This is a genomic window from Klebsiella sp. Q11 (assembly GCF_964241505.1).
GTDB lineage: Bacteria > Pseudomonadota > Gammaproteobacteria > Enterobacterales > Enterobacteriaceae > Klebsiella > Klebsiella michiganensis.
Genome location: NZ_CAXSXW010000015.1, coordinates 37,770 through 61,121 on the forward strand (window position 1 = coordinate 37,770; position 23,352 = coordinate 61,121).

Genomic DNA, 23,352 nt, shown 5'->3' on the forward strand with positions numbered 1-23,352 from the left:
GACGAAAACGCTTTTGCCTTCCCAAAGGTAAAGAAGTTAAAAGATTATACAATCCTAAAGTACAGGAACGGATAACAAAAAGGGCGACATCGCGTCGCCCTTTGGCTGGTTATTGTACCATCCTATGAAGCATTTGCCGTTCCCGGCAGCGTTTCGGGCAGCTGCGGTGCGAAGCCACGCAGCCCGACGACGTGCACGTGCTCGTGATTATTCACGACCTTACGCACCAGCTTATAGGTGGTACCTTTTTCCGGGCTGATATTTTCCGGCGCCGCGATAATCAGCTGCATCTCCAGACGATCGCAGAGCTCGAACAGCGTCGCGATAGAGCGAGCATCCAGACGCGCCGCTTCATCAAGGAACAGCAGACGACACGGCGAAATGTCCTTACCGCGCAGGCGCATGGATTCATCTTCCCAGCTCTGTACTACCATCACCAGAATCGACATCCCGGTACCGATAGCCTCACCGGTCGATAGCGCACCGGATTCCGCGCGCAGCCAGCCGTCGGAACCACGGTTAACTTCCACTTCCATCTCCAGATAGTTGCGGTAGTCCAGCAGCTCTTCACCGATGGTCTGCGGCGTACGCTGCCCCATATCAATCTGCGGATTGAGGCGCTGATACAGCTTCGCCAGCGCTTCCGAGAAGGTCAGACGATTGCTGTTAAACAGGTCCTGATGCTGTTCATGCTGTTCTGACAGCACGTCCAGCAGCATCGAGTGGGTTTCCCGCACGTTGACGTTCAGACGCACGCTGTTGACCTGGCCGAAGGAGACGCTCTGCAGCCCCTGGTTGAGCATACGAATACGGTTTTGCTCGCGCTGGATAGTCTTGCGGATAATATTGGCCACGCTGCGGGAGCTGATGGCCAGCTTCTGCTCGCGGTTGGTCAGCTCTTCCGTCAGACGGCTGAGTTCGATCTCCATCTGCTCAATCGCTTCCACCGGATCGTCGGTGCGGATGATATCCTGGCGAATACGCTCGCGCAGATGCTGATAAACGGCGACAAAGAACTGGATTTTACGCTCCGGGCGTTTCGGATCTTCAGAAATACGCAGTACATCGCGCAGGTGTTCGTTATCCGAGACCGCCAGACGCAGCGCGCCGAGCGCCTTATCCGACATCGAGCGCAGTTCATCTGCCGAAAGGTAGGCCAGCTCGCGACGATGCAGGCGACGCTCCACGCCGTTGTCTTTCACCAGGCGCATGACCGCACACCAGCCGGCTTTAGCGCTGACCACCTGTTCGCGCATTTCGCAATAATCGCGCTCCAGCTTGCGCAGCCTGCGGGTCAGGTTATCCATTTCCGCTTCGCAGAAGGTCAATGCTTTTTCGAGCTGGTTCCGCCGCGCGCGGTTGTTGCTGAGCTGAGCATGAAGCTCATCGCGGCGCAGACGAGCGCGCTCTTCGGCGCCGGCGTCGGCGCGCACGCCAATGTCCTGAAGCTCTTTATGCAGGTCGTTGAGCAGCTCTTTCTTGGTGTCGTAGGAGCTTTTCAGCGATGCCAGCACCTGGTTGTACTGGTTGAGCTGCGCGGCGTGGGTACGCAGCGCTTCGCGAGTACGGGCGCGCTCCGCCTCAGCCTGCTCCAGACGCTGGCGCAGCTTCTCGTTCAGATCGCTATTACCGCTCAGCATCTCTGCGGAATCGGAGTAGCTAAAGTGGGCGCGACGCTGCACCACTTCGGTCAGCGCAAATGCCTGCTGACGCGCGTCGCGCTGAGTCTGCTGCGAATATGTATAATCTTCTTTCAGCTGTTCAAACTGCTCCGGGTCGCTTTGAAGCACGGAAACGATCGGCTCCAGTTTTGCCAGCTGATTCCCATGCTGCTGGACGAAGCGCGCGGCTTCCTGCGCTTCGTCAAGGCGTTCCTGGATCTCATCCACGCGATCGGCCAGCGAGTCATCGGCCAGCAAATTCAGACGCGGCAGCAGGCGGTTGAGTGCGGATACGCCCTCTTTTGCCTGCTCATACTGCACCCGGTTCTGCTGGTTATCGCTCTCATGGGCGGTCAGCGCCCGCTCCAGTTCGCCGCGACGCGTATTCAGTTTACGGATTTCTTCTTCCGGGTCGTCCTCAAAGGCCACCGCAAGATGGTTGCCGATAAAGCGGCTGAACGCCTGATGGAGGCGCTGGGTTTTCTGCACATCAAACGACAGGGTCGCAAAGCGCTCGGACAGGCTTTCGCGCTCGGCGTGCAGCGTTTCAACGCGGCTTTCACGCGCGGCGCGGCCAAACAGCGGCAGCGTCGGGAAGCGTGAATAGCGCCACTGACGATCGGCAATCTTAACGACCACCGCCTTTTCCAGCTCATCGACGCTGAATACGCTGTCATCGAACGACTGCGGATCGCCCTCGATCAGGTAGAGATCTTCGGGACAATCTTCGAGACCTTCCAGCTGATCGGCAATCAGCGACAGATCCGGTACCACAATGGCGTGGCGGGAAGGACCGTAGAGCGCGGAGTAATACGGCGCATCATCGAGACTCACGTCATCGTAGATTTCCGACAGCAGTACGCCGCCAAAACGTTCCGCCAGCGCGTTCAGGCGCTGATCTTCCGAACCGCCCGGCTGGCTAAGACGCTCAATTTCATCGTCGATAGCGCGCTTGCGGGCCCCGACTTCATCGAGCTCCACGATAGCTTCGCGTTCACGCTCCAGCAGCTGCTGGAGATATTCGGTGACGTCCTGGCTTGACTCAAACTGCTCGCCGCTCTGCTCGCACAGCTGATTGAGGCTGTTCTGCGCCGCCAGCCAGATGGGCGCGCGGCGCATCAGCGTTTGCGTCCGCGACTGCAGCTGTTCCAGCTCCTGACGCAGAGTCATCCGCCGTTCGCTGGCGGTGGAAACGCTGTCGGAAAGGGATGCGATGCGGGCTTCCAGCTCCTGATGCAGGGCTTCCAGCTCATCGATATCGTAGCGTTTGCCCTGGCGCTTACAGAACTCATTGAGCTGGCGTTCGGCATCCTGCTGTTCACGCAGACGCTGTTCAAGCTCCGTCAGACGACTGCGCAGCCCGTGCGCCTGTTCGGCCTGATGACGTTGATTAACGCCTTCGCGCAGCAGTTCGCGCGCCACGTTCCAGGCTTCATTACGCGCCAGCGGGCCGTTGATCTCCGCCACCAGCTGGTAAGCCTGTTCAAACTGACTGTGCGCGGTTTGCGCCACGCTCATCTTCTGTTCCAGCGACAGCATTTTCTCCGTCGCTTCCTGCTCTTTCGCCTGGAAAGTTTCCAGCCACTCGTCGGCGCTCTCCGGCGTTAGATCCGGCAGATGGCAGAGGGCTTTTGCCCGCTCCAGCGCCTGCAGCGCCTGGGTGTACTGAATCGCGCGAGTCTGCTGCACGTCCAGCGCCTGCTGGTAGTCGGCAAGCTGGTTTTTCAGCTCATCCACTTCCAGCTCGGCGGCTTCGGCGCGGGCTTCGTTCTCTTCCTGCTGGTCAACCGCTTCCGCGACGACTTCATTTTGCTCTTCGAGGCGAATCTGCAGTTCATCAAGATCCGCTTCATAGCGCTCGATTTTTTCCTGCTGGCGCAGAGCGGTCTGCACCAGGTTCAGATGGTCGCTGGCGGCCTGATAATCGGCTTCCAGATCGCCTTCCGCGCCGTTATGTTCCTGCAGCTCGCGGGCCATATCGACGTGCTTATACTGTTCCGCCGCGAGCTGAGCGCGGGAGGTGAACAGATCGCGACGATACTCCAGCGCCTTGTCGAGATGAATGCGTCGCTCGTTAGCGTGACGCATATAGTCGGCGGCAACGTAGTTGGTGGCTTCGCTGATCAGATGCTTGAACAGGTCGCGGTCCGACTGCGTCACGCGGATAGCTTCCAGCGTCATGCGGTTTTCACGCAGCGCCGCTTCCATATCCTGGAACGCCTTACGCACGCCGCCGTTTTCCGGCAACAGGTAGTCGCGCAGCGAGCGGGTAATGGTGCTCGAAATACCGCCGTACAGCGAGGCTTCGATCAGGCGATAGTATTTGCTACGGTCCGAAGCCGAACGCAGGCGGCGAGCCACCACGCCCAGATCGAACATCAGCGAGTGATACTCGGTAATAGAGTTAAACTGCTTGAACTGCACCCCTTCCATCGCTTCGAGCTTATCTTTCAGCTCGTTGAGCGTCACCACGCGCGCCTGGCGCTCGTTAAGGGTTTCGGTCAGCAGCTGAGTTGGCTGGATGGAGGTTGGCAGGCCCTGGATCGCAAAAGGCTTGATATCGACTTTACGATCGCGACCGGCGACCTGCTGTAGACGAACGCCGACCACCACGCGCTGGTGGCGGGAGTTGATCACGTCCAGCACGGAGTAGCAGACGCCAGCGCGCAGCTTACCGTGCAGGCCTTTATCGCGCGAGCCGCTGGTCGCCCCCGCTTCCGTAGTGTTACGAAAGTGCAGCAGCGTCAGGTCCGGGATCAGTGCGGTGACGAAGGCGGCCATGGTCGTGGATTTACCGGCACCGTTACCACCGGAAAGCGTGGTCACTAATTCATCAAGATCAAAGGTGCGGGCAAAAAAACCGTTCCAGTTAACCAGCGTCAGCGAGCGAAACTTACCGCGTTCAATCATTACTCTTCCTCCCCGCTATCCGGCTGATTCTCATCATTCTCATCATTAAGCTGCAGGCGATTTTCCAGCGCCATCGCTTCACCGTCGCGGATCATACGCAGCTGGGCTTCGCGCGGATCGTCACCGGCGCGCACGTCGGCGCCGAAGCGAAACACCGATTCGGTAATGCGGAATTTGCTGCTGTCATGGCCCATAAACCACACCATGCCGAGGCGGCGCAGGCGGTTGAGCGAAGCGCGCATTTTTTCCTGCAGCTTCTGGCGGTCAAGGTCGGACCCGGTAGAACGGTTATTGACCAGCTTGAGCAGCTTGGCTTCGTCTGCGAGGGTCAGCAGCTCGTCGTAAAGCTCCTGCTGAGTGAAGATGCCCTCGTTGGCCAGACGCTCCGGGCTGAGGTAGAGATAGCAGAGAATTTTACCCACCATCATATCCAGCTCGGAGAGCACCGAGCGCGGGATCAGCGTGGTCGACCGCGGGCGCAGATAGAAAAAACCCTCCGGCGCGCGAATCAGCTCGACGTTGTAGCGAGCATAAAACTCTTCCAGGTAATCCTGAAAATCCATTAAAAATGCGTGATTATCCAGCTCGTCAAGGCCGATATGACGGCCCGCGCGCAGGGCGCTATCCAGCGCCGGAAATAACGGATTAGCCAACGCTTGCGCCAGTTTAACCGGCATCACTTGTTCAATATTTGTCGATGACATGCGCCTGTACCTTGGCTCCGTAATCATTAATCGGCTGCCATTTTGCCGGCAGTCCGGTGAAATCTGCTTGCGCTACGCCCAAACGTACCGCCTGGTCGACCACAATACGCGCGACGTCAAAGTGGCGCGCGCGCGGATACTGCGACAGATATTCGCGTACCACCAGGCCAAGATCCAGCGGCAGTCCCTTCTCTTTATAGACCACCAGCTGTCCTTCAATCAGCGCCGCCAGCTGTTCGCGAATTTCGTTAAACTCTTCGTACTCCAGATCCGTTGGAAGTTCCCCGGTAACCTCTTCATCATGCAGCGCCATCTCTTCATCGCGCATATCAAGCAGACGATCGGCATTCGCATGGGTGAGCGCCCAGGGGGCGTCGAAGTAGGTTTGCACCGACTGACGCAAACGCTGTGCGAAGACGCGGTTTTTATCCATATCAATGGCGGTACGGATAAATTTATGCACGTGGCGATCGTAGCCGATCCACAGGTCAATCGCCTGCTGCCCCCAACTGACGATACGGTCCAGCTTGCTTTGCAGATCGAACACCAGACGATCGATAAAATTCAGATCGTCGCGCGCCATGGTCGAATCCTGGATACGCAGCAGGTTTGCCTGCAGCTTATCGCCCGCCGCGTCCAGGGTATCCTGCAGTTCCCGCAGGGTGCCGGACGTTTCCGACAGCAGCAGCTCGCAGCTGGAGATCGCCGCCCGCCAGTCTTTGTTCAGCAGCTGGGCAATATCATCTTTCACCAGCTGCTGCTGCTCATCCATGATTCGCTGAGTCAGGTCAATGCTGTCAAAGATTTCCGCTACCGAGTACTTCAGCGGAGCGAAAACGTTACGATGCCAGTGGAACTCATCGCCGCCCTCTTCTGCCGAGTCGGCGGCGCGCTTGAGTTCGCTGGCAACGATGGAGAGCTGCATCGACAGTCGCAGGGTGGAGAACTCGCGCTGGCGAATATAGTAGTCGGTGATCCCAATGCCCAGCGGCGTCAGGCGATAAATAGCGTTACCCTCGGTGATTTCGCTGGTAAAGCGGTTCAGCAGACGCTGGCGCACCATATCGTTAATGGCATTATTGGCGCGCTGGCTGATGGTTTCGCTGGTCTGCTCAAACGCATCACTCACGTGGCGGAACGCATCCACCAGTTCTCCCTCGGTCATTTCCCCTTCCATCCGCTCGCCGTTCAGCGTGGCAATCGCCAGCAGAAAAGAGAGTCTGTCGACCGGCAGCGAAATAGAAAAATCATTTTTCCTGGCCCAGGCAACCAGTTCGGGGACTGTCTGGGAAAATTCACTCATAGTTTATCCTTGCATCTGCGGCTTAAGCGCGGTGACGTGAATATAACGGCCTAAGCTAATATACGGCTCCTGGCGACAGTAGCGCGTTTCCAGCTCCAGCAGCGCCGCAAATTTATCGTGCTGTTGGTGTTTTTCACGCAGATAATCATGAAACACCCGCACGCCGGTCTTGCCGGTAATCTGCCAGCCAATCTCTTCCAGCCAGCCGTAAACCTGCTGCGGATCGCGCGGATAGTCCGGCGACAGCGTGCGTTTTTTCTTTTTCGGCATGCCGATTTGCACATAGTCGAGATTTCCGGCGACCATATTGTGCATCAACAGACCGTTAGCATTGTAGAACATCAGCGACAACGCGCCGCCGGGGCGCAGCATCGACCACAGGGTACGCAACATCGCCTGTGGTTCGGCTATCCACTCCAGCACCGCATGAAACAGTATCAGATCGACCGGACTTTCCAAATGCTGCTCAATATCCTGAGCCGCGCATTGTACAAAATGCATGTTGTCGATCACACCTTTATCGGCAGCCGCCTGCCGGGCACGAGCCACCATTTCACCAGAGAGATCGCATAACGTGACGTGATGCCCCATTTCCGCCACTTTGATCGCCGTCTGCCCTTCGCCGCCGCCCGCGTCAAGAACTCGCAATGGCCCAGGCCCCAGCCGGTCCAGCAGCGGTTGCAGATCCTGCCAGAGGATCGCCTGCCGCAGCTGGCCTTTGGTGGTGCCGTATATATTGCGCGAAAACTTTTCAGCAATATCATCGAAATTACGATCCTGCACGGGTGACTCCACACGCCAACACAAAGCCGCTATTTTGTCATACCCGCGCGGAGAATGAAGCGATCTGTTGTAAGATCCGGGCATATCTTTGGTTATATGGTTAAAAAAGGAACCGTACGGCATGCTTTTTACGCTGAAAAAGGTTTTAGGCGGTATGATGCTGCCGCTTCCCCTGCTGCTGCTGCTCATTGCGCTCGGCATAGCCCTGCTGTGGTTTAGCCGTTTCCAGCGCACCGGCAAGCTCTGCGTCAGCCTCGGCTGGCTGCTGTTGCTGCTGTTGAGCCTGCAACCGGTCGCCGATAGCCTGCTCAAGCCAATTGAAGATAAGTACCCGACGTGGAGAGGTGAAAAGCGCGTGCAGTACGTGGTCGTGCTTGGCGGAGGCTACACCTGGAACCCGGACTGGGCGCCCAGTTCCAATCTCATCAATAATAGCCTGCCGCGGCTGACGGAGGGGATCCGCCTGTGGTATGAAAATCCGGGCTCGAAACTCATCTTTACCGGCGCAGCGGCAAAAACAAATCCGGTCAGTACGGCAGAAGCCGGGGCCAGAGTGGCAGAGAGCCTGGGCATACCGCGCAGCGAAATCCTTGTCCTGGATAAACCCAAAGATACCGAAGAGGAAGCCGCTGCGGTGAAGATGGCGATAGGCGATGCGCCGTTCCTGCTGGTCACCTCCGCCTCTCATCTGCCGCGGGCGATGATTTTCTTTCGCCGCGCCGGGCTAACTCCCCTGCCCGCGCCGGCCAACCAGCTGGCGATTGAGTCACCGCTTAACCCATGGGAGCGGGCTATTCCTTCGCCCGTCTGGCTCATGCATAGCGATCGGGTGGGTTACGAAACGTTAGGCCGCATCTGGCAGTGGCTAAAAGGTTCTTCAGGCGAGCCAGGGCAGGATTGATTTTGCCGCCAGGTCAAACCGGACGCGGTCAAAGCGTCCGGTATTCACCAGATTATCCACTTCGTCCCACAGCAGATACAGCCAGCGCCGCCAGAGAAACGCTTCCGCCACCGGCGCCCGGCGCAGATAGTGCCACAGCAGCTCCTCTTCCTGACCGCTCTCGGCCAGACGGAAAAGCTCGTATTCCCGCGGCGCCCAGAGCATCATGCCCGGCCCCACCATCGCCAGCAGCTGATCGCTGCGCGGATCTTTAAGCATGCTGCGCAGCGTGAAGCTACCGTGTACCAGCACGCAGTTATCATTGAAACCTTTAAACAAATCCATAAGGCATTCGCGCGTGCGGAACAGGATGCGTTTGTCCTGCATCGTCAGGCCGGTATCCTGATAAAGATTCAGCGTACTCCATAGCACCTCCACGCGCTGGCGGTACCAGTAGGGCCAGAGATTTTCCTGAGTGCTATCGACCATCCCGACGCAGCCGCCGCTATCCTGACGATGCCAGGCCAGCAGCGCTTCCACGATCTGCTCCTGCAGCTGCTCCCAGCGCTCCGGCGTGCGGGCGGGGGCTTCAACCGAGACGCCGCGCAGTCGTTCAATCAGCAGTACATCGGGACCCGGATGCTCGTCGTGCGTCATCACGCCGTAGACAACCGGCATACGGACGGTGCCGCTTCGTGCCAGGGTTGATATCTTCCACGCCAGCTGACGCGCCACGCCCGGCGTCGTAAAGCTGCGCGCCAGCAGCGGCATTGGGTTTCCCTGCGCATCATATAGCGACCACAGCGCCGACGACGGTTTCTCGCTGACGCACTCCACGCGGCTTAGTTTTTCACCCAGCAGGTGGCTCAGCTCGGTACGCAACTGTTCCATTTCTGATTACCCCTATGAATACTACCGGTTTCATAATGAGCGCCTGGGCCGGGGTTGTCATCGGGTGAGATCAAAATTGACGTAAAAAAATATGGAATAACGGCCTGGGGATATCCCCTCCTGGCGGAGGGGATGGGGGGATTAACGCAGCTCCGCGCGAACGCGCTCCAGATCTTCCGGCGTATCGACACCTGTACCGGGAACCACTTCCGCCACCGCGACATGGATTTTCTCGCCATACCACAGCACGCGCAGCTGCTCGAGCATCTCTATTTGCTCCAGCGGGCTCGGCGCCCAGCTCACATAGCGACGAATAAAACCGGCGCGATAGCCATAAATACCGATATGACGCAGCAGCGAATCACCGATAGCCTCGCGGGATTTAGCGAAACGATCGCGATCCCACGGAATGGTGGCGCGGGAAAAATAGAGCGCGTAGCCCTCAGCATCCATGACGACCTTCACCGCATTCGGATTAAACGCCTCTTCCGCATCGTGGATTGGCACCGCTAAGGTTGCCATACCACTGGTGCTGGCAGCCAGATTCTCGGCTACCTGGCGCACGATCGCGGGCGGGATCATCGGCTCATCGCCCTGAATATTCACAATGATGGTGTCATCGCTGAAGGCGCATTTTTCAACCACCTCGGCCAGGCGTTCGGTGCCTGACTGATGATCTTCACGGGTCATGCAGACTTCACCGCCGGCGGCTTCCACCGCGCGGGCCACGTCCGGATGGTCGGTAGCAACGATAATCCGCTCGGCCCCGGATTCGCGAGCGCGTTCCAGAACATGGACAATCATCGGCTTGCCGTTGATATCCTGGAGCGGTTTCCCTGGCAGGCGGGTAGAAGCGAAGCGCGCGGGGATAATAACCACGAAACTCATGACTGGCTCTCTTCTACAGGAAGCGGGCGGGCTTCGGTTTCCAGCAGTACGGGAATGCCTTCACGCAGCGGAAAAGCCAGGCGATCAAGTTTGCAGATCAGTTCTTGCTTATCCTGGCTGTAATACAGCTTACCGTTACAAACCGGACAGGCGATAATTTCAAGTAAACGGTGATCCATGATTCCTCCAGATGGACCGAATAGATTCTTCAGCAGCATATCACACGTGGGCTCAGGCAGCGTCAATTTCCCAACCCTGTTGCCGCCCGGCAAAAAGTTCCGCCGGCAGCTTCCCGCAGCTCACCCGCGTGGCGTCCTGCCAGAGGGCAAAATCATCAATGGCGCGTTTTAGCCCGCTCTCCAGGCCCGACGTCACCTTGACGCCCTCCTCCAGCCACAGGGCGATAATTTCCAGAACGCCGGTTTTGCGGTGCATTTTGCTATCCATTCTGCCAACCAGTCTCCCCTGGTGCAGCAGCGGTAATACGAAATAGCCATACTGCCGTTTCGGCGCGGGCGTGTAGCACTCCAGGCGATAGGTAAAGTTAAACAGCTGTTCCGCTCGTTTGCGATCCCAGACTACCGGATCGAAAGGCGAAAGCACCGCGCTGCGGCTGGCGGCGAGCCTACCGCCGGGAGAAGACTCCAGCAGCGCCAGAGCATCACGGTGGAGCCACATTTCGCCCAGCGCTTCAACGTTAACCGGCACCACCAGCCCCTCCTCCTGCCAGCTCGCCAACAGTAGCGGCAGCGGGGGCTGACGCAGACGATAATAATCCGCCAGCCACTGCGCGCGAAAAATCCCCAGGCTGCGAGCACTACTACGTAACATCATGGCTTCAGCCTGCTCCTGAGAGAGCCCGTCGCGCTCATCGTCCCAGTCCGGCATGACCCGCTGCGTCAGATCGTAAACGCGCTGAAAATTACGCCGCTCGATAACCATCACTTCACCGGCGGTGAATAAGCCTTCAAGATGGCGCTTATGCGGTTTCCACTCCCACCATCCGCTGGCGCCTTTGCGCGGATGCTCGAAGTCGGCCGAACGAACCGGGCCATTTTCGGCTATATGCGCCAACAGCGCCTGAATGCCCTCGGCGTGTTCGGTCATCCACGCTTTGTGATATTTCCAGCCCATTTTATCCGGCGTCAGCATGCGGTGACGCACCAGTGAAAAGTCGCTGCGCGGTAAAAAGCAGGCTTCGTGCGCCCAGTACTCCATCAGCTCGCCGGCGCGGAGCGCCTCGTCCAGCCAGCGCTGCGGATAGTGGCCGAGGCGGCTGAACAGCACCAGATAAGGACTGCGCGCAACAACGTTGATGGTATCGATTTGCAGCAGGGACATCTGCTTAATGGTCTGCAGAATATCCCCGGGCTTTGCGCGGCGACGGGGCTTTTTTAGCAGCCCCTGAGCGGCAAGGTGAAGATGGCGGGCTTCTTTAAGCGAGAGGGACAATACCGGCATGCAGCTTCTCCGTTAAGGGTTCCGGCGCAAGCGGTGATACGACGATTAGCGTTGCGCCAGGGTAACTAAGTCCGTGAGCAACCGCTGCGCGCGTTGGTCAGTCATTATCGCGTCGACCGGAAGATACCACCAGTTTGCCTGAGCAAATTCGCGGCACTTCACCGCATCTTTTTCGGTCATCAGCAGGGTTTGCTGCGACGTCGCCAGCGCGGCGACTGCGCTCTGCGCCAATGCCTGATGATCGGCTAAGGCGACGGTTTTTACCGGACTGACGCCGCAGCTTTCAAGGGTGGCGAAGAAGCGCGGCGGGTGGCCGATTCCGGCCATCGCCACCACGTTGTCCAACGCCGCCACATCCCGGCGTTCGCCGGTCAGCAGATTTACCGCCTGCCCGGGGCGAAGCTGCATCGGGATCTCTCCCGGACGGGCGAGACCGCCGTTAACGATAACCGCATCCACGCTGCGTAAACGCGAAGCGCGCTCGCGCATGGGGCCGGCAGGCAGCCACCAGCCGTTGCCAAAACGGCGCACGCCGTCAATCACCACAATTTCTTTGTCGCGCGCCAGCTTATAGTGCTGCAGGCCATCGTCTGTGACGATAAGCTGCAGATCGTGGGCGGCGAGCAGGGCCTGTACCGCATCGCTGCGTACCGGCGAGACGGCAACCGGCGCGCCAGTACGCTGGTAAATCAGCACCGGCTCATCGCCCGCTTCCGCTGTGGGGGTAGCCGTATTCAGCAGCAGCGGATAGCTCGCCGCTTTACCGCCGTAGCCGCGTGAAACAACGCCAACGCGAATACCGCGCTGCTGGAGCTGTTCCACCAGCCAGACGACAACCGGCGTTTTACCATTACCGCCCGCGGTCAGATTACCCACCACCACCACCGGCACCGGCGCTCGCCAGGCTTTTTGCCAACCCAGTTTATAGCTCAGCCGTATCAACCCGCTCACCAGGCCATAGAGCCAGGAGAGCGGAAGCAGCAGCCGCCATAAGGGCGACTCACCGGACCAGATGCGTGCAATCATGCGCCGAACTGCATCTTATGCAGCTGGGCGTAAACGCCCCTGTGCTCAAGCAGGTCGGTATGGCTACCGCGTTCAACGATCTGGCCATCTTCCACCACCACGATCTCGTCGGCCTGCTCAATCGTCGACAGACGGTGGGCAATCACCAGCGAGGTGCGGTTTTTCTGCAGTTCGTCCAGCGCCGCCTGAATAGCGCGTTCCGATTCGGTATCCAGCGCCGACGTGGCTTCGTCGAGGATCAGTATCGGGCTGTTACGCAGCAGGGCGCGAGCGATAGCGATACGCTGGCGCTGACCGCCGGAAAGCATAACGCCGTTTTCCCCGATAATCGTATCCAGGCCATTGTCCATTTTGTTGATAAAGTCCATGGCATAAGCCATACGAGCGGCTTCTTCTATCTGCTCGCGGCTGTACTCTTCGGTACGCGCGTAGGCGATGTTATTCGCTACTGTATCGTTGAAAAGATGAACGTTTTGCGACACCAGCGCAACCTGATCGCGCAGGGAGCTCAGGGTGTATTCACGCAGGTCGTGGCCGTCCAGCAAGATCTGCCCATCATCGACATCGTAGAAACGCGTAATCAGGCTGGCGATGGTCGATTTACCCGAACCCGAGCGCCCTACCAGCGCCACGGTTTTCCCTTCCGGAATATTCAGGTCTATATTGCGCAGCGCGGCGACTTCACGTCCCGGGTATCTGAAGGTGACGTTTTTAAATTCGAGGTTGCCCTTCGCACGTTCGATAACCCGCGTGCCTTCATCTTTCTCCTGCTCGGAGTCAAGGATAGCGAAAAGCGTCTGGCAAGCGGCCATCCCGCGCTGGAACTGCGCGTTGACGTTAGTCAGTGATTTCAGCGGGCGCATCAGCGCGATCATTGAAGAGAAGACAACGGTGATGGTACCCGCCGTCAGCGTCTCCATTACGCTCGGGAAGCTGGCAGCATAGAGCACGAAAGCCAGAGCCAGAGAGGCGATCAGCTGAATAATCGGGTCAGAAATTGACGACGCGGAGACCATTTTCATCCCCTGCAGGCGCATTTTATTGCTGACTTTATCAAAACGTTTGGTTTCGACGGCCTGACCGCCAAACATCAGCACTTCTTTATGCCCTTTCAGCATCTGCTCTGCGCTGGTCGTCACCTGGCCCATGGTGTTCTGCATATTCTTGCTGATATTACGAAAACGCTTCGAGACCACGCGAATCGCAATAGACACGATCGGCGCCAGCACGATCAGAATCAATGACAGCTGCCAGCTGTAATAAAACATCATCGCGAAGAGGCCAATAATCGACGCGCCTTCGCGCACAACGGTAATCAGCGCGCTGGAGGAAGAAGACGCGACCTGCTCGGAATCATAGGTAATACGCGATAGCAGCGTCCCGGTGGACTGTTTGTCAAAGAAGGCAACCGGCATCCCCATCATGTGGCTGAATAAACGACGGCGCATCGTCATCACGACCTTGCCGGAAACCCAGGAGATACAGTAGCTCGAAACGTAGCTGGTAATGCCGCGCAGAACCATCAACCCGATCACCACCAGCGGCATCCATATCAGCACCGAGCGATCCGTTTTACCAAAACCATCATCCAATAACGGTTTAAGAAGCGATAGCATGAAGGTATCACTAGCCGCGTTAAGCACTAACGCTACCGCTGCCACGATTAGCCCGGGTTTAAACGGCGCTATAATCGGCCAGAGTCGGCGGAAGGTCTGCCACGTGGAGAGATCTTTATCGTTCTGCATTCAATAAACCAGCTTGTGTTGAAATAGCCGCATATTCTACCCGTTCTACGCCTTCCCGCCAAACCACTGATGATACCATCGCGGTAAAACTTGATCCCGTAAGCCATGGATTTGCCAGCTATCCGGAGAAAAAACCACCGTAATTTGCCCCTGATGCGGCGTGTCGAACCACTGATAACTCTGTTTTCGGTAGCGCTGAATCACTTTGGTTGATGGCATGCGCCACGCGTTATAGCGCGAAGCGGAAGCCAGCGCCGCTTCTCCGCCAACGCTACGCAGCAGGGCGATTCCCGACGAGGTATTACTGCCGTGGTGGGGGACCTGGATAAGTGTAGACGCAAGATGCTGCCAGTAGCGGCTAATCATCGCCCGTTCCGCGGGCGTTTCGATATCCCCGGTCAGCAGAATACTGTGTTTACCGTCATCAATACGCACCACGCACGAGCGATTATTCCCCTGCGCTGTCGCTCCGGGCAGCGGCCAGAGCGCGCGAAAGGTTAAACCCCGCCACTGCCAGGTTTCTCCGCGCTGGCAGGCTAAATGACCCGCCCAGCCTAAAGGGCTTCGCACCCATATCCGGGGCCACGCCTTTAACACCGAATTTAGCCCGCCGCGGTGATCGAGATGCTCGTGGCTGAGAACGACGCCTTCAAGCTGCAAATGATGCCAGCGTAGCCAGGGAATAATGATCTGCTGACCGCTGTCTCCCTCGGGCCAGGCCAGGCCGGTATCATAGAGAAGCGCCGCGCCCTCGCGTTCAATCACCATTGCCAGCCCCTGCCCGACATCCAGCATGGTGACTCGCCATTCGTTAGCAGCCGTACTCCGCCAGAAGGGCCAGCTCAATAGCCCGAGAAATGCTAAACAAAACGCGGGCAACGTGCGCCACGCATGAAAACGCCAGACGATTAACGCCAGCCACGGCAGCAAGCTTATCCCAAGCCAGCGCGCATCCAGCGACAGCCAGCCCGGCGGCAGCTGTCGTAAGAACCAGAATAGCGCGGCCAGAACACGGTCCGCCGATTGCCAGACCGCCATCTCAATGATAAACGGCGCGCAGAGGTGTAAAAACATCGCGGTCAGAATTAGCGGGACAACGACAAAGGTCACCAGCGGCACGGCAATCAAGTTGGCCAGCACGGACGTCAGGCTGATGCCGTGAAAAAGTGCGATCTGTAGAGGAGCAAGTAAAAACATTAAGCCGATCTGCAGATGACATAACGCGAGGCTTTGACGCAGTAGCCCGCTCCTTTTGCCGCCCGGCATCGGCGCCAGCTGATACCAGAAGATAAGCGCCGCAACGGCAAACGCGGAGAGCCAGAGGCTTTCGGACAGCACCGCCAGCGGATCGGCAAACAGTATTGCGCCAATGCAGCAGACCCATAGCTGCCATGGCGACCAGCGTTTTCCGGATAGCCGCAGCGCGCAGCCGGCGGCCAGCGCGACGCAGGTGCGCAACGCGGGTGGCTGCATGCCGGTCAGCCCGGCGTAAAAAATCGCGCTCGCCAGGCCAACGAGCAGCGGCGCCCGCCAGCCAAGCCAACGGCACGGGAGAAAAAACTGCACACCTCTGAGCAGCAACCAGCCCAATGAAGCCCCTAGCGCGATATGTAAGCCAGAAATCGCCATCAGGTGCGATGTCCCGGTTTCCTGCATCAGGGTCTTTATCTCGCGCGGTATCGCCAGACGCTCCCCCATGCCTAACCCTAGCATCACCGATTGCCACGGCAACGCGTTCAGCGTTTGATTCAGCGAAGCAAGATAACGCGCCCGCAAACTACAGTTCCGCACCCGAACGTCAGCGGTGATAAAGCGTCCGGTTAACGGACGATGCTGCGACAATGCATGACGCTGGCTATCAAACCCGCCATCGTTGAGCTGTCCGTGTACCGGACGCGCGCGCAGCGTCATCGCCCAAACCTGACCTGCGCAGGGCGTTTCTGGCAGGTAGCTGCCGTAGAGGCTAATCCCTGGCGCAGGAAACAGCCGTCGCCCATCCAGACGGATAATCTTCCCCTGATGCGTTGTCTGCCCGTCCGTTGCGGTTAGCTCAACGTCAACCTGGCGATTCCTGTCCGTTAACCTCTCCGTCGGCCACAGCACCTCGCCTGCGCTGAGGGCTCCCCAGATAAAAAACAGCGTTATCAATGCCGCGTATTGCGCAGGTCTGCGGCGACATTGCGCAATAAGTAGCGCCAGGGCCATGAGCCCCCAGATAACCCACCGCCCGGGCAGCACTGGCAGCCAGAGCAGCGGCAGAATACCGATAATCACACAGCCGGCAAGTTGTGGTAAACGCATTAGCACCTCCCTGTCAGAGGGAGTGTTACGCTAAACGGGGAGAGTGTCGCCAGGCAAGGAAAGGAACTGCGCCGCGCCATCCGCAAAATCTACTGCGTTAACGCAACAGAACCCGCGTTTTGCGAGGTCACTTCAAAGAGAGATTTAAAGGCATAAAAAAAGCACCCGAAGGTGCTTTTTTAACGTTTAAGTATGTTGTCGCCGATCGGCGAAACTTACTCTTCGTAAATATTGGCGCGGTCGCGTAATTCTTTGCCCGGCTTAAAGTGGGGAACGTATTTACCTTCCAGTTCAACTTTATCGCCAGTCTTTGGGTTACGCCCGGTGCGGGGTGCTCGATAATGCAGAGAGAAGCTGCCGAAACCGCGGATTTCAATGCGCTCGCCTTGAGCAAGCGTTGAGGCCATATGCTCCAGCATTTCTTTAACAGCATCTTCCACTGCTTTCGCAGGAATGTGAGATTGCTGGCTGGCAAGTCTTTCTATCAATTCTGACTTGGTCATTATTCCTCCGGTTTCCTTCAAGGCAAAATTAGCTAACAGCTTAAACAAGGGCGGCCGTAGCCGCCCTTTGTGCTTGATTACAGGACGAATCCTGCAATCTGTCAAGTAAACTCGTCGTAATTCAGGTTGTTGTAACCCGAAAGACTAAGATTACTCGCCTTTAGCTGCTTTGAAAGCTTCAGCCATTGCGTTGTTGGAGAAGTTTGCATCTTCCTGTTTGTTAACAGTTGCGATTGCATCTTTCTCGTCAGCTTCGTCTTTCGCACGAACAGACAGGCTGATTGCGCGGTTTTTACGATCAACGCCGGTGAATTTAGCTTCAACGTCGTCGCCAACGCTCAGAACCAGAGTTGCATCTTCAACGCGGTCACGGGAAGCTTCAGAAGCGCGCAGGTAACCTTCAACGCCGTCAGCCAGCTCTACGGTTGCGCCTTTAGCGTCAACTGCAGTGACTTTACCGTTTACGATTGCGCCTTTCTTGTTCAGTGCAACCCAGTTGTTGAACGGATCTTCTGCGAGCTGTTTAACGCCCAGAGAGATACGCTCGCGCTCTGCGTCAACCTGCAGAACAACTGCTGCGATTTCGTCGCCTTTTTTGTATTCACGAACTGCTTCTTCGCCTGCAACGTTCCAGGAGATGTCAGACAGGTGAACCAGGCCATCGATGCCGCCGTCCAGGCCGATGAAGATACCGAAGTCAGTGATAGACTTGATTTTACCTTCAACACGGTCGCCCTTGTTGTGGGTTTCCGCGAACTGCTGCCATGGGTTGTTTTTGCACTGCTTCAGGCCCAGGGAGATACGGCGACGTTCTTCGTCGATATCCAGAACCATAACTTCCACTACATCGCCAACGTTAACAACTTTGGACGGGTGGATGTTTTTGTTGGTCCAGTCCATTTCGGAAACGTGAACCAGGCCTTCAACGCCTTCTTCGATTTCAACGAAGCAGCCGTAGTCGGTCAGGTTGGTCACGCGACCGGTCAGTTTGGTACCTTCCGGATAACGCTTAGCGATAGCTACCCACGGATCTTCGCCCAGCTGTTTCAGGCCAAGAGATACACGAGTACGTTCGCGGTCGAACTTCAGCACTTTAACAGTGATTTCGTCGCCAACGTTTACGATTTCGCTCGGATGCTTAACGCGTTTCCATGCCATATCGGTAATGTGCAGCAGGCCGTCAACGCCGCCCAGATCAACGAATGCACCGTAGTCAGTGAGGTTCTTAACGATACCTTTAACTTCCATGCCTTCCTGCAGGTTTTCCAGCAGCTGATCGCGCTCTGCGCTGTTTTCGGATTCGATAACGGCACGACGAGAAACAACAACGTTGTTACGTTTCTGGTCCAGCTTGATGACTTTGAATTCAAGCTCTTTGCCTTCCAGGTGCAGCGTATCGCGCACCGGACGAACGTCTACCAGGGAGCCCGGCAGGAACGCACGAATACCATTCAGCTCAACAGTGAAGCCACCTTTAACTTTGCCGTTGATAATACCGACTACAGTTTCAGCGTCTTCGTAAGCTTTTTCCAGCGTGATCCAAGCTTCGTGACGTTTAGCTTTCTCACGGGACAGCAGGGTTTCACCGAAGCCGTCTTCTACTGCATCCAGAGCAACGTCAACTTCGTCACCAACCTGGATTTCCAGCTCGCCCTGGGCGTTTTTGAACTGCTCTGCCGGAATGGCAGACTCAGATTTCAGACCGGCGTCAACCAGTACTACGTCTTTGTCGATAGCAACAACAACACCACGAACGATGGAACCCGGACGGGTTTCGATTGTTTTTAAGGATTCTTCAAATAGTTGAGCAAAAGATTCAGTCATGTTTAATCTTCAGGTTTCATATTTAACGTCCACCTGGCTCCATGCCGGATGGGGTTGTTTAACATACCCGCTAACACTCCATTGCTGCGGGGGTACTGCTATAATTCGGAGGCTGTTGTGCTTTATCGATAAGACGATTAAGCGGAAGCCAGTTTTTCGCGCGCATAGTGTAGCGCTTTTTCAATCACTTGCTCAATGTTTAGTTCTGTTGAATCAAGAACTAAAGCATCGGCAGCCGGGATCAGCGGCGCGACTGTACGATTGCGGTCGCGATCGTCGCGCTCTTTTATCTCGGATAAAAGGCGATCAAAGTTAACACTAAAGCCCTTCTCCTGCAACTGAAGCATGCGGCGATGAGCACGTTCCTCCGCGGAGGCGTCAAGGAAAATTTTCACCTGCGCATCAGGGAATACGACGGTGCCCATATCGCGTCCGTCGGCAATCAGGCCTGGCAATTCGCGAAAGGCCCGCTGGCGGCGCAGCAACGCTTCACGCACGCGGGGAAAAGCCGCTACTTTAGAGGCCGTGTTGGCAACATCCTGAGTGCGAATCTCAGCGCTAACGTCCTCCCCCTCCAGTACCACTTCCAGGCTACCGTTAGTGGAGACAAAACGAACATCCAGGTGCGCAGCCAGCGGCACCAGCGCCTCTTCGGATTCAACATCCACATGATGATGTAGCGCAGCGAGAGCAAGCACGCGATAAATCGCCCCAGAGTCGAGCAGATGCCAGCCCAGCGTTTCTGCCATTGCCTTGCATAAGGTGCCTTTGCCCGCACCGCCAGGCCCATCAATGGTGATTACCGGAACTGTTGCCGTCATCTTTTTCTCCTTCAGCAAGGCGCATCAATATATAAACGCCGCGCATTATACGCATCTCTTCGACGGAAAGTGAGCATTGCTTGTAAATTACGGATAACAGGAAATCTCCTGTGGAAGAATTGTGCAATTATAGCGGGCTGACAGAGCAACAGCCCGGAAGATGATGCCGTTTTACCGTTAATCTGCGGCGATGCCAGCGCGAATGTACTGCGCCAGGGCTTGCCGGTTTAACTCGCGGGCATAAAAAAACGCCGACACGATGGCCGGCGTTTTTACCTTAAACGCGCGTTATTCAGGCCAACGTACTGATTCGCGCCAGCTGCTCAAAGTAGTCCGGGAACGTTTTCGCCGTACACTTCGGATCAAGGATGGTGACCGGCGTATCGGAAAGCGCCACCAGCGAGAAGCACATTGCCATACGGTGGTCGTTATAGGTGCCGATCTCAGCAAACTGGAGCTTCGCGGGCGGAGTAATGCGGATGTAATCCTCCCCCTCTTCCACCTCTGCCCCCACTTTACGCAGCTCCGTGGCCATCGCAAACAGGCGATCGGTCTCTTTGACACGCCAGTTATAGATGTTGCGCAGCGTCGTGGTGCCCTTCGCGAACAGGGCCGCCGTGGCGATGGTCATCGCCGCATCCGGAATATGATTCATATCCATATCGATGGCGTTCAGTTCACCATGGGTGCAGGCAATGAAGTCATCGCCCCAGGTGACGGTTGCGCCCATTTTTTCCAGCACATCGGCAAAACGGATATCGCCCTGGACGCTGTTGCGGCCAATACCGGTGACTTTCACCGTTCCGCCCTTAATTGCGCCGGCAGCGAGGAAGTAGGATGCCGAGGAGGCATCGCCTTCAACCAGGTAGTCGCCCGGCGAGCGGTAGTGTTGATTGCCGCGTACGATAAAACGCTGGTAAGACTGATTTTCAACCTCAACGCCAAAGGTTTTCATCAGGTGCAGCGTAATATCAATATAAGGTTTGGAAACCAGATCGCCTTTAATCGCGATGACGGTATCCTGAGGCGACAGTGGGGCGGTCATCAGGAGCGCGGTCAGAAACTGGCTGGAAACGCTGCCGTCCACTTCAACCTGGCCGCCGCTGAAACCGCCGCGCAGGCGCAGCGGCGGGTAGTTTTCCTGCTCCAGGTAATCAATCTGGGCCCCGCCCTGACGCAGCGCGTCAACCAGGTGGCCAATCGGCCGCTCTTTCATTCGCGGCTCGCCGGTCAGCACAATATCGTTACGGCCTAAACATAACGCCGCCGCCAGCGGACGCATCGCCGTTCCGGCATTACCGAGGAACAGTTCTAATGCTTCAGCCGCCTGCAGAGGGCCGCCGTTGCCGGTGACTTCACAGCGGGTACGATCGGAAGACAGGGTGTAATGAACTCCCAGCGCGCTCAGGGCATTCAGCATGTGGCGTACATCGTCGCTATCCAGCAGGTTGGTCAGCACCGTCGTGCCGCGGGCCAAAGCCGCCAGCAGCAAGGCACGGTTAGAGACACTCTTGGACCCGGGCAGGTTAATCGTGCCATCTACGCGTGCGATGGGTTGTAACGTCAGGGATTCCATTAAACTCAACTCTCAAACAAACAGAATAAAAACCCCGCAGACCGGCTGCGGGGATGAAAAACGCGGCGGCGATTAACCGTGACGGCGTTCGAAGTCCTGCATAAAGTCGGTCAGCGCCTTCACGCCCGCCAGCGGCATGGCGTTATAAATGGAAGCGCGCATGCCGCCCACGACGCGGTGGCCCTTCAGCGCATGCAGACCTGCGGCAAAGGACTCTTCGAGGAACAGTTTATCAAGCGCGCTGTCCGCCAGCTGGAACGGCACGTTCATGCGCGAGCGGTTCGCCGCAGCGACATCGTTGCGATAGAAACCGCTGTTATCGATGGTGCTATACAGCAGGTCGGCTTTCTGCTGGTTGATTTTATCCATAGCGGCAACGCCGCCCTGCTCTTTCAGCCATTTAAACACCAGACCTGACAGGTACCAGGCAAACGTCGGCGGCGTGTTAAACATAGAGTCATTGGCGGACAGGATGGAGTAATCAAGAATCGACGGGCAGGCTACGCTGGCTTTACCCAGCAGATCTTCGCGCACAATAATCAGCGTCAGACCTGCTGGACCGATGTTTTTCTGCGCGCCCGCGTAGATTACGCCATAGCGGCTGACGTCAATTTCACGGGATAAAATCGTCGATGACAAATCCGCCGTGACGACCACATCGTCGCCAAAGTTTGGCGCTTCTTCAATGGCAATACCGTCAATGGTTTCGTTCGGGCAGTAGTGCAGGTAGGCCGCGCCAGGGGTCAGCTGCCATTCGCTCATCGGCTTAACCGCGCGCAGGCCGTCAACGGTGATTTTGGCGTCGATCACGTTGGGCGTGCAGTATTTATGCGCTTCTTTTACCGCGCTGGCCGCCCAGTAGCCGGCATCGACGTAGTCGGCAACGGTTTTATCGCCAAGCAGGTTCAGCGGGATACCGGCAAACTGTCCGCGACCGCCGCCGTGGCAGAATAAAACTTTATAGTTGGAAGGAATATTGAGCAGGGAGCGAAAATCCTGTTCCGCTTCTTCAGCCACCTTAATGAACTCTTTACCACGGTGGCTGATTTCCATCACCGACGTCCCCAAACCGTTCCAGTCGCACAGTTCCTTTTGTGCCAGTTTGAGTACTTCCGCCGGCAGCATTGCCGGGCCTGAACTGAAGTTATAGACCTGAGCCATTTCCCCTCACCACTTGCTATGTTATTTACCCGCGAACCGTCGCGGGCATAAGTTATTCCTGTGGCTATCGGTTTTATCATTCAGTGACACGCACCGCAATGGCTAAAACTGAGCGTCGGGGAAATGCGGCCTCGCTCACACAAAAGAATCTGCCAGCTTGACGTCATAAAACCGACATAATTGCTGTCAGGTGACTCTTTTTGCCCGGCTGACCTTCGACCATTCTGCATTTGCGCAGCGAGGGCATAATTGTTTATCCCCGGCTCGTAGCGTAAGGATTGCGCTACAGCGAACGCAGGCATACTCGTCGTCCCGGGGTATAGTGGTAAAACGATCGGTAAAGCGGGAAGGAAGAATGGAGAGTCCGGCTTTAACATCGTCATCCTCATAGAAATAGAGGCTGATCTGCCCGTTGGTTTCCAGAATAGCCAGCCGCACCTGCCCCAGTTGCTCAACCCCGCTGATTCGCAGCTCCATAAAAAACTCAAATTCGGTCATGTTTTCCGCCTGCAGTTTCTCCCAGGCCAGCTCGCCGTTTTCCACAACAATAATCGGCTTACCCTCCAGCAGATCCTCCAGTTTTTCGCTATGCCCCATCAGCCACATAATCAATCGGTACAGCAGGGCCAGAGTGATAAAAACCGCCAGTACCGGCAGCATCGGAACGTCATCATAGAATGCGACGTCGCCCGCGGCCGAACCGAGGGTCAAAATGATGAGCACTTCGAACAGTGACATCTGACGAACGCCCCGCCGCCCGGTTATCTTGAGAAAAATAAATACCAGTACGAAGGTGTAGAGGCTCCGTAATGCCACCTCGGCCAGAAATTCCACGGGCACTTTATCCAGTGCCATACGATGCCAGTCAAATGTCTTCATGATTAACGCCTGAACAGTTATTGAGTGACATAAGC

General features: G+C 56.8%; 18 protein-coding genes. 1 reads left to right on the top strand and 17 read right to left on the bottom strand.

Annotation, left to right across the window (positions count from 1 at the left end):
- Positions 1-122: 122 nt before the first annotated feature.
- The 4 genes from mukB to cmoM are packed head-to-tail and all read right to left on the bottom strand — an operon-like array spanning position 123 to position 7,361.
- On the bottom strand, positions 123-4,571 hold the full coding sequence (mukB, locus tag ACESQ2_RS21765; RefSeq protein ID WP_373171248.1) for a chromosome partition protein MukB: 4,449 nt from the start codon (positions 4,569-4,571) through the stop codon (positions 123-125).
- A complete protein-coding gene (gene mukE / locus ACESQ2_RS21770) occupies positions 4,571-5,275 on the bottom strand; it encodes a chromosome partition protein MukE (RefSeq protein WP_049083181.1) in 705 nt (234 codons plus the stop codon). Before mukE ends, mukB begins: the two co-directional genes overlap by 1 nt.
- On the bottom strand, positions 5,256-6,578 hold the full coding sequence (gene mukF, locus ACESQ2_RS21775) for a chromosome partition protein MukF (protein ID WP_014228648.1): 1,323 nt from the start codon (positions 6,576-6,578) through the stop codon (positions 5,256-5,258). The genes mukE and mukF overlap by 20 nt, the downstream gene beginning before the upstream one ends.
- 3 nt (positions 6,579-6,581) lie before the next feature.
- Complete coding sequence (gene cmoM, locus ACESQ2_RS21780; protein ID WP_004849490.1) at positions 6,582-7,361, bottom strand: tRNA uridine 5-oxyacetic acid(34) methyltransferase CmoM; 780 nt, start codon at positions 7,359-7,361, stop codon at positions 6,582-6,584.
- A 121-nt stretch (positions 7,362-7,482) separates the two neighbouring features.
- Between cmoM and elyC the strand changes: the two genes are divergently transcribed.
- Positions 7,483-8,262: an envelope biogenesis factor ElyC gene (elyC, locus tag ACESQ2_RS21785; RefSeq protein ID WP_014228647.1), complete on the top strand. Its 780-nt coding sequence runs from the start codon at positions 7,483-7,485 to the stop codon at positions 8,260-8,262.
- On the opposite strand, the gene ACESQ2_RS21790 is transcribed toward elyC, so the two are convergent.
- From ACESQ2_RS21790 to ACESQ2_RS21850, 13 genes are all read right to left on the bottom strand, one after another.
- A complete protein-coding gene (locus ACESQ2_RS21790; RefSeq protein WP_014228646.1) occupies positions 8,239-9,132 on the bottom strand; it encodes a YcbJ family phosphotransferase in 894 nt (297 codons plus the stop codon). The genes elyC and ACESQ2_RS21790 overlap by 24 nt on opposite strands.
- A 141-nt stretch (positions 9,133-9,273) precedes the next feature.
- Positions 9,274-10,020 carry a 3-deoxy-manno-octulosonate cytidylyltransferase gene (gene kdsB / locus ACESQ2_RS21795; RefSeq protein WP_032748911.1) on the bottom strand — a complete coding sequence of 249 codons (747 nt, stop codon included), beginning with the start codon at positions 10,018-10,020 and terminating at the stop codon, positions 9,274-9,276.
- A complete protein-coding gene (ycaR, locus tag ACESQ2_RS21800) occupies positions 10,017-10,199 on the bottom strand; it encodes a protein YcaR (RefSeq protein WP_004130952.1) in 183 nt (60 codons plus the stop codon). The genes kdsB and ycaR overlap by 4 nt, the downstream gene beginning before the upstream one ends.
- A 52-nt stretch (positions 10,200-10,251) precedes the next feature.
- Positions 10,252-11,481 (bottom strand): winged helix-turn-helix domain-containing protein, encoded by a 1,230-nt coding sequence (locus ACESQ2_RS21805; protein ID WP_046878175.1) that lies wholly within the window; start codon positions 11,479-11,481, stop codon positions 10,252-10,254.
- 45 nt (positions 11,482-11,526) lie between these two features.
- Complete coding sequence (gene lpxK, locus ACESQ2_RS21810) at positions 11,527-12,507, bottom strand: tetraacyldisaccharide 4'-kinase (protein ID WP_046878176.1); 981 nt, start codon at positions 12,505-12,507, stop codon at positions 11,527-11,529.
- Positions 12,504-14,252 (bottom strand): lipid A ABC transporter ATP-binding protein/permease MsbA, encoded by a 1,749-nt coding sequence (gene msbA / locus ACESQ2_RS21815; RefSeq protein WP_014228642.1) that lies wholly within the window; start codon positions 14,250-14,252, stop codon positions 12,504-12,506. The genes lpxK and msbA overlap by 4 nt, the downstream gene beginning before the upstream one ends.
- A gap of 45 nt (positions 14,253-14,297) precedes the next feature.
- Entirely contained in the window at positions 14,298-16,553 is a 2,256-nt protein-coding gene (locus ACESQ2_RS21820) for a ComEC family protein (protein ID WP_046878177.1), read from the bottom strand.
- Positions 16,554-16,768: 215 nt separating this feature from the next.
- The gene (ihfB, locus tag ACESQ2_RS21825) at positions 16,769-17,056 is read right to left on the bottom strand and encodes an integration host factor subunit beta (protein WP_004100704.1); all 288 of its coding nucleotides are present in this window, start codon (positions 17,054-17,056) and stop codon (positions 16,769-16,771) included.
- Positions 17,057-17,206: 150 nt separating this feature from the next.
- On the bottom strand, positions 17,207-18,880 hold the full coding sequence (gene rpsA / locus ACESQ2_RS21830; RefSeq protein WP_004100702.1) for a 30S ribosomal protein S1: 1,674 nt from the start codon (positions 18,878-18,880) through the stop codon (positions 17,207-17,209).
- A gap of 137 nt (positions 18,881-19,017) precedes the next feature.
- The gene (gene cmk / locus ACESQ2_RS21835) at positions 19,018-19,701 is read right to left on the bottom strand and encodes a (d)CMP kinase (protein ID WP_004849475.1); all 684 of its coding nucleotides are present in this window, start codon (positions 19,699-19,701) and stop codon (positions 19,018-19,020) included.
- A 292-nt stretch (positions 19,702-19,993) separates the two neighbouring features.
- Positions 19,994-21,277, bottom strand: a complete 1,284-nt coding sequence (aroA, locus tag ACESQ2_RS21840; protein WP_373171250.1) for a 3-phosphoshikimate 1-carboxyvinyltransferase — start codon at positions 21,275-21,277, stop codon at positions 19,994-19,996.
- A 72-nt stretch (positions 21,278-21,349) separates the two neighbouring features.
- Complete coding sequence (gene serC, locus ACESQ2_RS21845) at positions 21,350-22,438, bottom strand: 3-phosphoserine/phosphohydroxythreonine transaminase (protein WP_004849472.1); 1,089 nt, start codon at positions 22,436-22,438, stop codon at positions 21,350-21,352.
- A gap of 186 nt (positions 22,439-22,624) precedes the next feature.
- Positions 22,625-23,317, bottom strand: a complete 693-nt coding sequence (locus ACESQ2_RS21850) for a DUF421 domain-containing protein (RefSeq protein ID WP_014228639.1) — start codon at positions 23,315-23,317, stop codon at positions 22,625-22,627.
- Positions 23,318-23,352: the final 35 nt, after the last annotated feature.